Here is a 16166-nt window from a genome sequence, read left to right as displayed (position 1 = left end):
CCAAAGAATGAAAATATGGGGAGTCAGGTTTCAGCTCCGAGGCTGGAATGAAAAAGAAGGAGAATTGCTAGTTTGTTCAAAAAAGAAATCGAATTCAAATAGATTGTTAGGCATAGAGACATATTTTTTGATATAAAAAATTGAAATACAAAAAATATTCTTACAGAGGCAAAAAATGCAAGAGAAACGCAATATTTTCTATTGACATAAAGAAGTATTTTTGGTTCTATTGTTGTAGAGCTATTAATTTGAAGAATAAATTCATTGCAAAATGAATTGACAGAAAAGAGGGATACCCATGCAGAAAAGGAAGCCCTAAAGGGGGCTGTAAGCAGTGTGGATTCGGAGATAAGGAGGATCAAAAGTGAAAGCAATGAAGAAGAAATGGTTGTCCATATTACTGGCGGCGTCCATGCTCTTTTCACCGTCGTACTTGTTGACGGGAAACGCGCAGGCGCTGGCAACAGAAGCGGGAACCTCCAAAACCGTCCAGGCAGCGCCGATTGACCAAGAGGTTTACGAGGCGGAAGAGGCCTCCCTTATCAACGCGGTTACGGCCAAAAATCTGGACGACTTCTCAGGAGACGGCTTTGTCGATGGCTTGGGGACTGGCTCCAAAGTGACGTTTACCGTGGATGTTCCAGATGCAGGAGACTACGCGGTTCGTCTGCGCTATTCCAATGGCTCTGGAGAAAATAAGACTATAAGCCTGTATGTGAACGGTGAAAAGGTTCGAACAACTACGTTGTCAAAGATGATCAATTGGGACACCTGGGGGGCGCAGACAGAAAATGTGCCGCTACAGGCAGGTGAGAATACCATTGCTTTTTCGCTCGACAGCGGGGATACGGGTTCGGGTGTAAAGCTGGATTGTATTAGTCTAGCGTATATGTACGAGGCGGAAGAGGCGGAAGCCCTCAATGGGAATAAGGTGATGGCGGATCATCAAGGATATTCCGGTACGGGCTTTGCGGCTGGTTTTGAACAAAACGGCGCGGGTATCCGCTTCCATGTGGAAACCCCGCAGGCAGGCACCTACACCATGGTGGTGCGGTATGCGAACGGAAAGAACGATGCCTATGCGCAGAAACTGACCTGCTCCGTCAACGGCAACGCACAGAAGGTTCGCTTTAGCGACCTCGGCAGTTGGGAAGAGTGGGAAGACCGTACGGTCACCGTGGAGCTGAAGGAGGGAATAAACACCATTGACTTGGTCAAAAACAGCGATGATAGCGGTGGGATGAATGTCGACTACATCACGCTGAAAAAGGCCCAATGGACGTATATTGGCGACGTTGTCTCGGTGAAAAACGCCAGCGACAGCGAGCTGATCTTCGAATGCGACAACGCGGCGGTCAGCATCAAGTCCGTTTCCCCCAGCGCGCTAAAGATTTGGTGCGAACCCAGCAAGCGTTTTGACCGCAAATATGATTCCTTTGCCGTCCAGAACGAGGCGGTGGCTCCGGAAACCCTAACAGCGGAAGACCGGGGCGACCATTATATGGTTTCCACCGGCACGGTGGACGTGCAGATCGATAAGAGCCCGTTCCGCCTCACATATTGGGATAAGAACGGCCAGCTGCTCTGCGAGGGCGGCGAACAGAGCATGGGCTGGAGCACGGACGGAGAGATTTTGGTACAGAATAAAAAGCAGGCCGACGAGCGGTTCTGGGGATTGGGCGAAAAAACCGAGGCCTTTGAAAAGACCGGCCAGCGTTTGATTATGTGGAGCAATGACGGCCCCGGCCACGAGGGCGATTCCTATGTCCAGGAGACGGGGGAAGGCCGTTGGTATATGTCCGATCCCCACTTCATCAGCTCCAAGGGCTATTCGGTTTATTTTGACAACACGAGCCGCACCGTGTTCGATTTCGGCAAGACCGACCCGGACGCCTATTCCTTCGGTGCGCTGAATCCGGCCCCCGGCGGGGAGCTGTTGTACTATTTCATGTACGGTCCGTCCATGAAGCAGATTGCAAAGACCTTCACGGACATCATCGGGAAATCATACTTCGCGCCCGAATGGGGTTATGGAAACATCCAGTGCCATTACGGGTATACGCAGGCGGACATCGAGCGCGTGGCGCAGGCCTATCGCGATAAAGAAATCCCGTTGGATATGATGATGGCGGATATTGATTGGTATCAATACAAGTGTAGCCCGACGCAATGGAATACCACCAATTTCCCCGATCCCGAGGGGATGATTGGAAAACTCCATGATCTCAATGTACGTATGGGTGTGATAGACGACCCGAACGTTACGGATGCCCAGCCGGAGGATTACCCATACGGTGTGGAAAATGGCTACTTTATGCATAGCCGCACAGGCGACCAGAAGAATGTCATTTGGCCTTGGGGCGCTTCCTCCGGCTTGACGGACTTCTTTAACCCGGCAGCTCAGGAATGGTGGGGCGAACAGCACAACATGATCTTGGGGCAGGGTGTGGAAGGTTTCTGGCTCGACATGAATGAACCGGCGCGTATGCGCCCGGATTGGGTGGGCTGGAACGAGGAAGGCAAAGCGTGGGGCGATATTGAGGAACTTCACAATGTCTATGCCATCCAGCACAACGAAGCCATGTACAATAAGGTGACCGAAGACGGGAAGCGCCCGTTCCTGTTAACCCGCTCCGGTTTCACTGGGAGCCACCGCTATGTTTCTCCATGGACCGGAGACATCGGCTGCGGTTGGGAGGATATGTACCAGCAGATCCGCCTGGGCACCAGCTTGTCCTTGTCCGGTTTCAATTATTGGGGTTTCGACATCGGCGGATTCAATGGCACGCCTTCCAGCGACCAGTTCAAGCGCTGGATTCAGCTGGCCACATTTACCCCCATCCACCGCTTCCATTATTCTGTGGGGCTTCCCGCAAAAGAGCCCTGGGAGAACGGCGGCGAGGATGTAGCGCGCGAGTACATCAACCTGCGTTACCGCTTAATCCCCTATATGTATTCGCTTACAGCGGACAATATCATTGGAATCGGGATTGAAAAGGGCCTTGGAGAAGGCGGAACGGGCGTGCCGCTCGTGCGTCCTATGGCTATGGAATTCCAGGATGACCCGAATACTTACAGCATAGATACCCAGTTTATGAATGGCCCCAGTTTCCTGGTGGCCCCGGTGGTGGAAGATTCCACCATCAAAGAGGTTTATCTGCCGGAAGGCGATTGGTACGATTACAGCAATGGCAAGACCGTTTATGGCGGTGGGGGACGTTGCGCTATTCTGCGCCGGTTACGCTGCTCCCGGTCTTTGTCAAGGCGGGCTCGATTATCCCGATGCAGCCGGAGATGGAATATGTCGGCGAAAAGCCGGTGGACGTCCTGACGCTGGACGTGTTCCCCACGTTGGAGGACGGCAGTTTTGACTTTGTCCTCTATGAGGATGACGGTGAAACAGACGCCTATAAGAATGGGGTATACACGACGACTCCGTATACCTGCAACGTCAAGGTGGACGGAGACGGCACGTCGATTTTCTTCCAAATCGGCGAACGCACCGGGAGCTACACAGATATTGCCCCGCGCAGTTACCTGATGCAGTTCCACAAGGCGGCGTATGAAGACGTCTCCGTCCAGCAGGACGGTCAGCCGCTTGTCGCTTATGACTCCCTGGAAGCGCTCCAGGCGGCGGAGTCCGGCTATTATGCTGATGCTTCCAGCGAGATCTGTTATGTGAAGGTGCCCGATACAGCTAAGGCATCCGCCATAACGCTGCACGGCACGTCGATCCCCACGTATGAATTCGAAGCGGAAGACGCGGAGATCCTGGGGAACGCGCAGAGCGAAACCGTATTCGGCGGCTACACAGGTTCTGGTTATGTGGCATGGCTGCACGATGCAGGAGACGGCGTGCGCTTTTCCAACATCAAAGTACCGGAGGAGGGCGACTATACGGTATTCCTGCGGTATGCCAACGGTTCTGGCGCGACACAGACGATGAGCGTCTATGCAAACGGAAACGAAGAGGACGCGCAGCAGGTGTTTTTCGCAAGTATGAAGGATTTCACCCTCTGGGATGAGGTTCCGGTGACCGTTCACCTCAACGCAGGGGAAAATACCCTTACCGTCCTTGTGCAGGAAGGCGATACGGCGAACATCAATCTCGACCGCGCGACGGTGAGCCGCGAGCCCATGGTTATGACTCAGATGCCTGTCCCGAACGGCGGCTTTGAAAACGGAAGCCTGGACAGCTGGACGGTGGAGAATATCTCCGGGACGGCGGGCCATGGCGTGGATAACAACGACGCGTTCGGCGGCAACTACAAGTTCTATTTCTACAACTCGGGCGCCTATGAGGGCCGGCTCAGCCAGACGGTTACAGGATTGCCGGATGGGGTCTACCGTGTGAATGCGACGGTCAAGATGTCCAATGCAGCGGCTGACATCAGCCGAATGGAGTTGACAGGCTATAACGGCGAGCAGGAGACGCTGGTCAATATCCCATTCAACAGCATTTATCAGAAATTCTCCACGGAGGTTGAAGTAACGGACGGCCAAGTTAATATCGCGTTTTATTGTAAGGCTCCTGGGAACACCTCCATGCAGATCGACAACGTGGAGCTGTGGAAGATGGACGCCGAACGGCCGAGCGAAACCTATGCGATCCAGGTGGCGGACGGCCAGGAAGCTACTTTGACCGCGCCGGCGCAGGCCGTGTTGGGCGAAACGGTGACCGTTTCCGTCTCCAATATTCCGGAGGGCAAGACAGTGAAAGAAGTCAAGGCTGTTAGTGCAGATGGAATGGAGTTGGATGTCAGAAAAATTATTCCAGACAAGTCCTACAGCTTCGTGATGCCAGCTAAGGCGGTGACACTCTCCGTAGAGCTGATCGACATTGAAACCGTGGCCAAGGCAGTGGTCAGCCGCGATACAGTCACCCGCATTGAAGCGGAGGATTTCGACGAGCAGGGCGGCGACCCGGCCATGGGCGACAAGGCGGGCGTCAAGGTCGAAAGTTGCGGCGAAGGCGGCCAGAATGTCGGCAGTACGGACGCGGGCGACTACATGCTCTACCACAATATCTATGTTAAGGAAGCAGGCACCTACCAGTTCCGCCTTCGGGTTGCAAGCAACAATACCGACGGCGGTGTGGAGGGCTCTCCGGATGGAGTGACGATCCTGACAACGGCGGCGCCCGAGGGCGTAGTCGGCACAATCCCGTTTACGGGCGCATGGCAGACCTATACCGATATTTATCTGGATGTTCCTCTGGAAGCTGGCCTACAGACGATCCGATTTAATGTGACGCATGAGGGTTGGAATTTCAATTACTTTGATATTCAGGCCGAGGCAAAGGCAGTCGTCACACCGGACGGCGTGACAAAGATCGAAGCAGAGGACTTTGACGGCCAAGGCGGCGACCCAGCCATGGGCGACAAGGCGGGCGTCAAAGTGGAAAGTTGCGGCGAGGGCGGCCAGAATGTCGGCAACACAGATGCGGGTGACTACTTCTATTATGACGACATTCTCGTCATGGAAAAAGGCACCTACCAGTTTACACTGCGCGTAGCAAGTCAAAATACCGACGGAGGGGTACAGGGTTCTCCGAACGGCGTGTCCATCGTGACCACCGCAGCGCCGGATGGCGTGTCGGCCACCATTCCATTTACAGGGGGCTGGCAGACGTATACCGACGTAAAAGTTATGGTTCCGTTGGAGGCAGGGCGTCAAACCATCCGCTTCAACGTGACACACGAGGGTTGGAACATCAATTATTTCACCATTTCTGTTCCGGTAGAAATACCGTCCTATGAAGGTGTCTCCATGGTCAACCGTTGGAAAAACCAGTATCTGACAGATGATGGAAGTGGCGTACTCAAGTACGCTGGAAATATCGACAGCGACAATATCGATGCATATAGCTGGGACTTTATTCCGGATGAGGATGGCTATTATACCATCCAGAACCGGGCGACCGGCAACTATATTGTCAATGATGGTTCCGGCTTTGCAGCCTGTATGGCTGAAAGCGGAGAGGGCGACTCCGGCAAGTGGATTCTTCGCAATGTGAGCGGATATACCAAGGTTACCAGTCTATTGGATGATACGCTCTCTTTAGCGCTTGAAAATCAAGACTCCCAAAACCGGGTGGAGCTGGACGAAGCGCCGGACAGCTGGTACAGTGCACACTTCACGCTGAACAGCACGCGTTTTGACTACGATATTTACCCCGACAAGATTGTCGATGGTCCGTATACCATGACCGCCGACAGCGGGAAAGAACTGCATTCCACCTATGAAAATAATACCTGGAAACTGACCGAGGACATCTCCGGACTGCCACAGTTTACGGCAGAAAATATGCCGATCTCCGAGGCGTTGTACAATATGGCGTTGCAGGAGTCCCTGGAGGACATCTTTACAGAAACCAGCGTCCACACAGGGGAAAAGGTCGAAGTATTCAATACTGGCGCGAACTGGAACAAGGTCTGGACGCGTGATACGGCGATGTCTGTTCAGTATTCTTTGGCGTGGGCGTTCCCGGAGCAGTCCGGCAACAGCCTGCTACAGAAGATCCAAGGCGACCCGCAGGAGTGGGTGGAGGATACCGGTACCGGTGGTTCGTATCCAGCTTCTACGGATTGTATTATCCTAGCTATGGCTGCGTGGGAGACCTACCTTGCCACAGGGGATACGGAATTCCTGGAAAAAGTCTATGATGTGACCGAATATACATTGGAAAAGGACTTCCATGTAAACTATGACCCGAATACTGGCCTCTTTAGGGGGAGACTTCCGGTCTTGACCATCGTTCTAAAACGTATCCCGACTGGATGGACGAGGGCTATTTCTCCGACATCATGGAATCCAAGTCCTGCAATACCAATATTGAGTATGCAGTGGCGTTTAAGGTAATGGAGCAGGCCTCGGAAATCCTTGGAAAGGACCCGGCCGAGACAGAAAAATGGGCCAAGCATTTTGAAGCACTCAAGCAGGCGATTAACGATACCTTCTGGATGGAGGAACATGGATATTATTCCTCTTGGCAGTATCCGGAATATATGGGCAATGTCCTCGCAGAAAAGACGGATGTCATTGCAGCCGGGTATGCGGTCTATTTTGACATTGCAACCCCGGAAATGGCCGAAAAACTGATGGAAAATTATCCGCTTGTCAAATATGGTGCGGATACCGTTTATCCACAGAAGACCGGCAAAAACTTCAGTGCGATTTACCACAATCGCGGCGTGTGGCCCGGTTGGGAAGCGGCCCTGATGGAAGCGGCAATGGTCGGTGGGAATCATGAGCTTGCGGGCGAGATTATGAAATCCATCATGTACGGGGCGGCAAGAAACCTTTCCAACGAAGAGGTTATTAACTACGAAACGGGCGCGGGCAATGATGCGCACCGCCAGCTGTGGTCGGTAGCAGGTCAGTTGGCCGGTTACTACCGAGTATTATTTGGTATGACGTATGATCTGGACGGCATCCATTTTGCACCGTATGTTCCGGATTGGATGGTCGGACCGTTTGAATTGAGCAATTATACGTATCGTGATGCGACCTTGACCCTCAAGGTTTCCGGACAGGGTGATTCCGTCGCTTCCCTGAAGGTAAACGGAGAGGAAAAGGGTCCGGACTATGTATTCCCTGCGGACGCTTCGGGCAACTATACCATTGAGATCGTGGTAGAGGACAGCGGCGAATACAATGAAGTAAATCTCAAACAAGAGAATTTGGTCATCTGCCCAGAACTGCCGGAAATGCAGCTCGAAGATGGCGTGCTGTCTTGGACGCCGGATACACGCTACACCTACAAGCTTTGGACCGGTACGGAATATATTGATGTAACGGGTCAGGATAGCTATACCATTCCACAGGATGTCTATGGAAGCTATTCCCTGGTGGCAGTGGACGAAGACGGGATTGCGTCCGAACTTTCCGAACCTATCGTTTGGAATCCGGAGGGGACGGTCCTCAAGTATGAGGCAGAGGATGCAAGTTACAACAGCGACTGCTTTGCAAACTCCATCAAGGGCTATTCCGGGACCGGTTATGTGCAGGATAACCGTCCCAACGGTGGTACGGACATCACCTTCAAGGTCAATGTCCCAGTTGAAGGCGATTATCTGGTGAGCGCCCTGTACAACAATGGTGGCGATACCACCAGCGGAAACTATGCGGCAATCCGTTCGGTCCTGTTGGACGGTGAGGATTATGGCACCATGTCGTTCTCGATTACATTTGACAATGTATTCTATCGTTCACCCCGCATGAGGATGCACTTGACAGAAGGAGAGCATACCATTACCTTTACCTACAATTATAATGGCAATATTTACGACCAGAACATGAACATCAGCCGCAACAATCTTGCGATGGACCAGCTGATTCTGGAAGACATCAGCACCATGTCAATTGCGGAAGCGCCCGTGCAGATGGGACTGGATGGACCGGAGACGGTGGAGACAGACAGTAGTTTTATGGTGAAGAATACCATAAGCGGACTGGAAGAACTGAAAGAGCCCATAGGGTCGTTCCAGATGAGCCTGATCTATCCGGAAGGGATGAACTGTGAGAGGGTCACGTTAAATGAAAACGTAACGGGATACTTTGCATACAACATCAAGGACGATGAACATATGGTAAAGTTCTTGTATTTGGGAGAGACCGGCGAAGGATTGCCGCCCGATTTGGACAGCCTGTTCACAGCGAAGTTCACGACGGACAGCGATTTGGCAGAGGGAGATTATACCTTGTCAATCCAAGATGTGACGATGGGATGCTGGAGCGGAGAAGAGATTTCGTGTGATCTCCAGGATATGACTGTACATGTAGAGAAGGGTGAACCGAAGGAGCCACAGTTGCTGACCGTACAGTGGAGCGGCAATGCAGCGGTGGAAGTGGAAGGAAACGCGGACGTGGTGATCTCCACGGATGCAATCTACGGCGCGAAGGTGATGCCGGGCGAAGAGTTGACCTTTACCTTCACCCCGACCGATGGCGCGTTTGCCAGTGCACAGCTCAACGGGCAAGACATTCCATTTGAGGCAAATGGCTTTACGTACACCTACACGATGCCGAATGAGAGCGCAAGCCTGCGCTTTACCTTTACGAAGGTGAATAAGGACATCTTGAAGATTGTCCTGGATGAGGCGAACAACGTCACACAGGAGGACATCGACCGGCTGGTGCCGGAAGTACGGGAACTCTTTGTGAATGCCCGGACCAACGCACAGGATGCCTATGACGATCCGGCCGCAACCCAGGAGGAAGTCAACAAGGCCTGGAGCGAACTGCTGGAAGCGATGCACCTGTTGGAATTCGAGGAAGGCGACAAGGAAGTTTTGCTGCCGCTGATCGAAATCGCAGAGCAGTTGGCGGAGAAGCTGGATGCATTCAAGCCCAGCAGCACGGAGGGCTTCGAGGAAGCACTCAATGAGGCAAAGGATGTCTATGCCGGGGAGCACCCGCTGAAGGCGGAAGTGGACGAGGCATATGAGAACTTGCAGAAGGCGATTGAAAAGTTGGAATACCGTGCAGACCTGTCGGCACTCCAAACCGTGGTCGATGAAGCGAATAGCCTGGATATGGACAGCTATATCCAGGACGAAGCATTCCAGACCTTTAATGAAGTGCTGGAAGATGCGGAAGCGATGCTTGAAAATCCGGAAGCTGGACAGGAAGAAGTCGATGCAATGGCGCAGAAGCTTGCGGAAGCAATGGCAGCCCTGCGGAAGACCCCGAGCAGAGAAGAGCTGCAGAAGCTCATCGAAGAGACAGAAGCGATCGACTTGAACGGCTATACGGACCGCAGTGTGGCAAACCTGGAGGCGGCGCTACAGGTAGCAAAGGCAGTCGCCGGGGATGAAACCGCAGACAAGGAGACAATCGCAAAGGTATATGTAAACCTGGAAGCAGCTGTAGCAAGTTTGGAGAAGGCGGAGACGCCGAAGCCCAACCCGAAGCCGGACAACAAGGGAGGAAAGGGAAGCAGTTCTGTGAATGCCTCCAACTCCTATGGAGCGGCAGGCGTCGTTTCTGCGGCACAGAACGTCTCGACCCAGAAGGCGCATGTGGTGAGTGACACGACAGTGAACTTCACGCTCAAGAGAGGCAGCGCATACTGCTTCAAGATGACGGTGGTAAATGGAAACAACCAGACGCCGGGCTTTACGGTAGGCAACGGCAGCGTTCTCAAGACGCAGTTTGTGGCGAGGGTTGGAAACGATTACTACTACAGAGTCTATGCAACCGGCACCCCGGGCCAGAGCACGGGCGTCTACACGACACTGCCGGGACAGAATGCAGTCAAACACTGCACAGTTACAATCGGCTGAGTACCAAATCTGTTCTGAACGGCAGAAAGGCGGACTACATCCGATCGAACCCAGTAACCAGCAGCAAAGAGTTTCGTAGGCAATATCCTAGGTACGAAAGACGCTGTACATTTGTGGGAGAAGAAGGGCATCTACTGCCCTATCGCATAGCCGATGTGTTTGTAAAAGGATAAGCCTAAAGACAGAAACCAAACATACGGATAACCGTCCTGAGAAGAGAGGAAGCATTCAAGGGACGGTGTGGGTTCAGACGACCCTGGTGGAACGCAATTGAATAAAGGCAAAAGACCCGCTTCGGTTTTAGTCGGAGCGGGTTTCTTTTATATTCTGGATAAACATGTAACAAAAAATGAACTTTCTTTATTGATCCGATCAAAGAACTCGACTAGGAATGAATTGTCAATTATAGTACTTCATTTAAGTCCATGATTCTGTAGACGATGTGCATGTAATATTCTTTACAAAAACCCATTGCATGGCCTTCAAAAAGAAATTTTATTCTCTCTTTTCACTATGCATCGTTCTACTATGTTTTACTTCTAATTTACACTTAAATGCTAAAAAATTGTATATTTACACTTGTTTTTTATAAATACAAGCTAAATTTTTGTGGCTATGATGTAAATAACAAGGAAAGACGGAAAGGAGGTTCATGCGAACTAAAAGGTTATATATCAAAAGAAACATGTTAAAAGGAGGAGCTTTATGAAAAAGAAACTTGCAGCGTGCTTGCTTAGTGCGACCATTTTGTTCTCTAGCGCATCACCGGCCTTTGCTGCGCCAGCCTCAGCTACAGAACCACAGGAACCTGCAAAATCAGTCGATTTTACTCATGTAAAAATTACAGATGATTTCTGGACTGCGCGTCAGAAACAGTTTATCTGTAAGGTTATTCCTACTGGCATTTCCAACGTTGAAAAGGCAAGCGGTGGAATACCGAATATCATCAATGCAGCTAAAATGCACCGTGGTGAAGCATATGAAGCGTTTCAAGGGGCATTTTACGTGGACTCCGATGTGCATAAGGTTTTGGAATCCATGTGTTATGCGTTGCAGATCGACCCGATGGGAGATGAGGAGATCCTCGCGGGGCAACAGTATATCCGAGACAAATTGGAAGAATGGATTCCCTACTATATGGACGCACAAGAGGAGAATGGATATTTTGACACCTATTTTATATTAGGGGCCAATGGCAATACACCTAAATGGTGGGATTTTAATCTCCATGAGCTCTACTGTGCGGGGCACTTCTATGAAGCCGCTGTGGCACATTATCGCGCAACGGGCGGCAAAGATACTCGTTTGTTTGATATGGCCATCAAAAATGCGGACTATGTTTGTTCCCTGTTTGGAGAAGGAAAGTGGAAGCAGGTACCGGGCCATCAGGAAATCGAACTTGCTCTCGTGAAGCTGGCAAACCTTTGCGAGGAGATTGGCGGCGAGTATTCGGATAAGGCAAAGGATTACATCGCTTTGGCAGAGTTCTTCTTGGATACTCGCGGAGATTTTGAAGACCGCCATGGAACAAATCACAATAGCGAATACGATCAGGATCATCTACCCGTTACAGAACAAAAAGAGGCGGTCGGTCATGCTGTGCGTGCAGGATATATGTATACAGCAATGGCCGACATCAATCTTTTAGAACAGGATGGCCGGTATGATGAGGCGCTGCTCGCCTTGTGGGATGATATTGAAAACAAAAAGACCTATGTCACTGGTGGAATTGGCTCCAATCCAGCCAATGAAGGTTATGGAAGTGCCTACGATCTGCCCAATGATACCGCTTATTGCGAGACTTGCGCCAACATTGCCAATGTGATGTTCAATCAAAGGATGAACCTCCTATATGGAGACAGCAAGTATGCAGACGTTGTGGAACGCGGCTTGTACAACAGTATCATCAGCTGTGTGGATTTTGAGGGCGAAACCTTCTTTTATGGCAACCCCATGAGCAGCGATGGGAGTAAACATCGCTCCGAATGGTTTGGTACAGCCTGTTGTCCTCCAAACCTGATGCGCACAGTGGAATCCTTGGGCGGATATATTTATACCCAACAGGGGGATATTCTCACACAGAACTTATACATTGGCAATGAAGCCACACTACAAGTGGACGGCAAAACAGTCCGCCTGCATACAGATACCGATATGCCCTGGGAAGGGACGGTATCCATTGCGGTGGATGTGGATCAGCCTACAGAATTCACCTTCCGCCTGCGAGTTCCCTCTTGGGCAACGGATGAAAACACCCTCTCAGTAAATGGAGAAACGGTCTCTGCCGAGCCGGACGAACAGGGATATGTTGTCTTGGATCGCACATGGAACGAAGGCGATTCGATTGATCTGAATTTTACAATGGAGACAAAACGCGTCTATTCCGATCCACGTGTAGAGGCGAATCAGGGGAGAGTCGCGGTCAAACGTGGACCCATCGTTTATGCAGCAGAAGATGTGGACAACGAATATCCGGTCACACAGTATTATCTGCCCAAAGATGCGACCTTTACCACCAAATGGATCGAGAATTTGGAGGATGAAAAATTCGACCGCCCCATTACATACCCGCCCTATGTTGAGGCAAATTTGAATGAGGATTTTGAAGATGCACAGGCGGCGTCCTCCCGTTGGCTCAATGTTGACAATACGCAGACCATTGAAATTGCCAATGGAAAAGTCCATATGGAGAAGGGGACTAACAATAAGTTGGTTGCAGGAGACGAGGCCTGGAGTGACTTCGCTATAGAGGCGCAGGTAACTCTTGGAGAAGACGGAACCGATTCGGGAAATGCCGGCGTGCTAGTCCGTTCTTCTCAGGAGGGGTCCGGACCGGACAATTACCACGGCTATTACTTTGGAATTGGCCTGGAAGGCGCAGAGTACGGAAAAGCAAATGGCAGTTGGACACGATTCGGAAAGAAAACCTGGGATATTGAGCTTGGGAAAACGTATACATTGAAAGTACTTGCTTATCAGAATACGTTTCTGTTCTTTGTCGATGGAGAAAAGGTAGGCTCTTTCAAAGACTTGGAGCATCAGGCGGGCCGTATCGGTCTGCGCAGTTACAACCGGGAGGTTACAGCGGATAATGTTACCGTTCGCCCATTGACAGATGAAGAGATCCTCCTTGCCCAGGCACCGAGTGAAGATCCCTATCAGATCAAGTCTACCATGCAGATTGTAGCAAATGCTAAGGTGCAGGTTGATGAGCAGGACCTGGATGCGCCTTTGGTGATGACCCCTTACTACGCATGGGACAACCGTGACAGTGGCGCAATGGCGATTCATATCCGTGAGGAACGTGTCGAATTCCCGCTCGAAAGCTATGCGACGCCTTCTGCTTCCGCGGTTTCTCAGTACGATACCATAGAGGCACTCAATGATGGAACAGATGCGCGCTGGACATCCTATGAGACGCCGCTCAATCCATGGGTGCAGTATGACTTTGAAGAACCGGTCAGTCTGTGGGGATGTGACATCAAATGGTATGATGACAACGGTGGCGTACAAATTCCGGACGGCTTGGAAATTGCCTATTGGGATGGAGAGACGTTTGTACCGGTTAAACCGGTTGAAGAGTACAATTATTTCTCCAAAAATGCATACGATTCCTATGAATTTGAACCGATCATCACAACAAAGATTCGCCTCAATATTAAAAATGATATAAAGAAAATTGCTTCGGGGATTATGGAGTGGAAGCTCCAGGGTGAAAAAGGTGTTGTAGACTTCCAGGACATCCCGCTTCAGGAGGTCTGTTATGGAAACAAACCCTATGGAACAGAATACGATGTACTCAATGTAGCCGATTTTACCCCAGTTACTGCCCAAAGCTTCCGTGTCTTGATGGACGGATATAAACCAGTCGGTATGAAGGAATTCCGCCTACAGAAGACAGACGGAACATATGCAGAACAGGATGCAACTGTCAGCGCTTCCTACACATGCACTTGGACCAGCCTGGATGCGGTTAATGACGGAAAAGGATGGGATACCTCTGACGAAGGAGGAAACGCGAAATTCACTTGGTCCACTTATCCAAACAGCGGAGAACACTGGGTACAGTACGATTTTGCAGAGCCCATTACTGTTCAGCAGGCGGAAATCTGTTGGTACCGTGCTTGGGATAGTGGGGTCATTGCACCGGACACCTGGAAAATTCAATATGAAAAAGACGGCGAATGGGTGGATGTACCACACGTTACAAGGAGTCTGTCCGATTTTGACAACGATGTATTGGAATATACCGTCAAAGTGCCGTCGGGAAACGAAATTCCAACTGTAAGTGCAAAAGTGGAAGAACCTTATGCAAGAATTTCTATCCAACAGGCAGAGTCCATCCCGGGAACAGCAGAAATTACCGTTTGGGCCATAGGTATTGAGGACAGCAAACGTACCTATCGGATTCACTTTGTAGAGGAGACTGAGAAGGAGCCGCAGTTGTTGACCGTACAGTGGAGCAGCAATGCAGCGGTGGAAGTGGAAGGAAATGCAGATGTGGTGATCTCCACGGATGCAATCTACGGCGCGAAAGTGATGCCGTGTGAAGATCTGACCTTTACCTTCACCCCGACCGACGGCGCGTTCGCCAGTGCACAGCTCAACGGGGAGGACATCCCGTTTGAACCAAACGGCTTTACGTACACCTACACGATGCCGAATGAGAGTGCAAGCCTGCGCTTTACCTTTACGAAGGTGGACAAGGACATCTTGAAGATTGTCCTGGATGAGGCGAACAAGGTTACGCAGGAGGACATCGACCGGCTGGTACCGGAAGTACGGGAAATCTTTGTGAATGCCCGGACCAACGCGCAGGAGGTCTACGACGATCCAGCCGCAACCCAGGAAGAGGTCAACAAGGCCTGGGACGAGCTGCTAAAAGCGATGCACCTGTTGGAATTCGAGGAAGGCGACAAGGAAGTGCTGCTGCCGCTGATTGAAATCGCAGAGCAGTTGGCGGAGAAGTTGGATGCATTCAAGCCGAGCAGCACGGAGGGCTTTGAGGAAGCGCTGAATGAGGCAAAGGACGTCTATGCGGAAGAGAACCCGCTGAAGGCGGAAGTGGACAAGGCATATGAGAACTTGCAGAAGGCGATTGAAAATCTGAAATACCGTGCAGACCTGTCGGCGCTCCAGACCGTGGTCGATGAAGCAAGGAGTCTGGATATGGACAGTTATATCCAGGACGAGGCATTCCAGACCTTTAATGGAGTGCTGGAAGATGCAGAGACGATGCTTGGGAATCCGGAGGCCGGACAGGAAGAAGTGGATGCAATGGCGCAGAAGCTTGCGGAAGCAATGGCAGCCCTGCGGAAGATCCCAAGCAGAGAAGAGTTGCAGAAGCTCATCGAAGAGACAGAAGCGATCGACTTGAACGGTTATACGGACCGCAGTGTGGCAAACCTGGAGGCGGCGCTACAGGTAGCAAAGGCAGTCGCCGGGGATGAAACCGCGAACAACCAGACAATCGCAAAGGTATATGTAAATCTGGAAGCAGCTGTAGCAGGTTTGGAGAAGGCGGAGACGCCGAAGCCCAACCCGAAGCCGGGCAACAAGGGAGGAAAGGGAAGCAGTTCTGTGAATGCCTCCAACTCCTATGGGGCGGCAGGCGTCGTTTCTGCGGCACAGAACGTCTCGACCCAGAAGGCGCATGTGGTGAGTGACACGACAGTGAACTTCACGCTCAAGAGAGGCAGCGCATACTGCTTCAAGATGACGGTGGTAAATGGAAACAACCAGACGCCGGGCTTTACAGTAGGCAACGGCAGCGTTCTCAAGACGCAGTTTGTGGCGAAGGTTGGAAACGATTACTACTACAGAGTCTATGCAACCGGCACACCGGGCCAGAGCACGGGCGTCTATACGACACTGCCAGGT

At 51.3% G+C, this 16166-nt stretch carries 4 protein-coding genes; all 4 read left to right on the top strand.

What is annotated here, in order from left to right:
- Positions 1 to 373: 373 nt before the first annotated feature.
- Positions 374 to 3331 carry a TIM-barrel domain-containing protein gene (locus ACGCCZ_RS09035; RefSeq protein ID WP_411655862.1) on the top strand — a complete coding sequence of 986 codons (2958 nt, stop codon included), beginning with the start codon at positions 374 to 376 and terminating at the stop codon, positions 3329 to 3331.
- Entirely contained in the window at positions 3220 to 6861 is a 3642-nt protein-coding gene (locus ACGCCZ_RS09030) for a carbohydrate-binding protein (RefSeq protein WP_411655847.1), read from the top strand. The genes ACGCCZ_RS09035 and ACGCCZ_RS09030 overlap by 112 nt, the downstream gene beginning before the upstream one ends.
- Positions 6807 to 10286, top strand: coding sequence for a hypothetical protein (locus ACGCCZ_RS09025; protein ID WP_411655846.1), 3480 nt, complete (start codon positions 6807 to 6809; stop codon positions 10284 to 10286). Before ACGCCZ_RS09030 ends, ACGCCZ_RS09025 begins: the two co-directional genes overlap by 55 nt.
- A 705-nt stretch (positions 10287 to 10991) precedes the next feature.
- Positions 10992 to 16166: beta-L-arabinofuranosidase domain-containing protein (locus ACGCCZ_RS09020; RefSeq protein ID WP_411655845.1), on the top strand; the 5175-nt coding region annotated here is incomplete at its 3' end.

The organism is Anaeromassilibacillus sp. SJQ-1, assembly GCF_046693725.1.
GTDB lineage: Bacteria > Bacillota > Clostridia > Oscillospirales > Acutalibacteraceae > Anaeromassilibacillus.
This window is presented reverse-complemented; position numbering and strand designations above follow the sequence as displayed.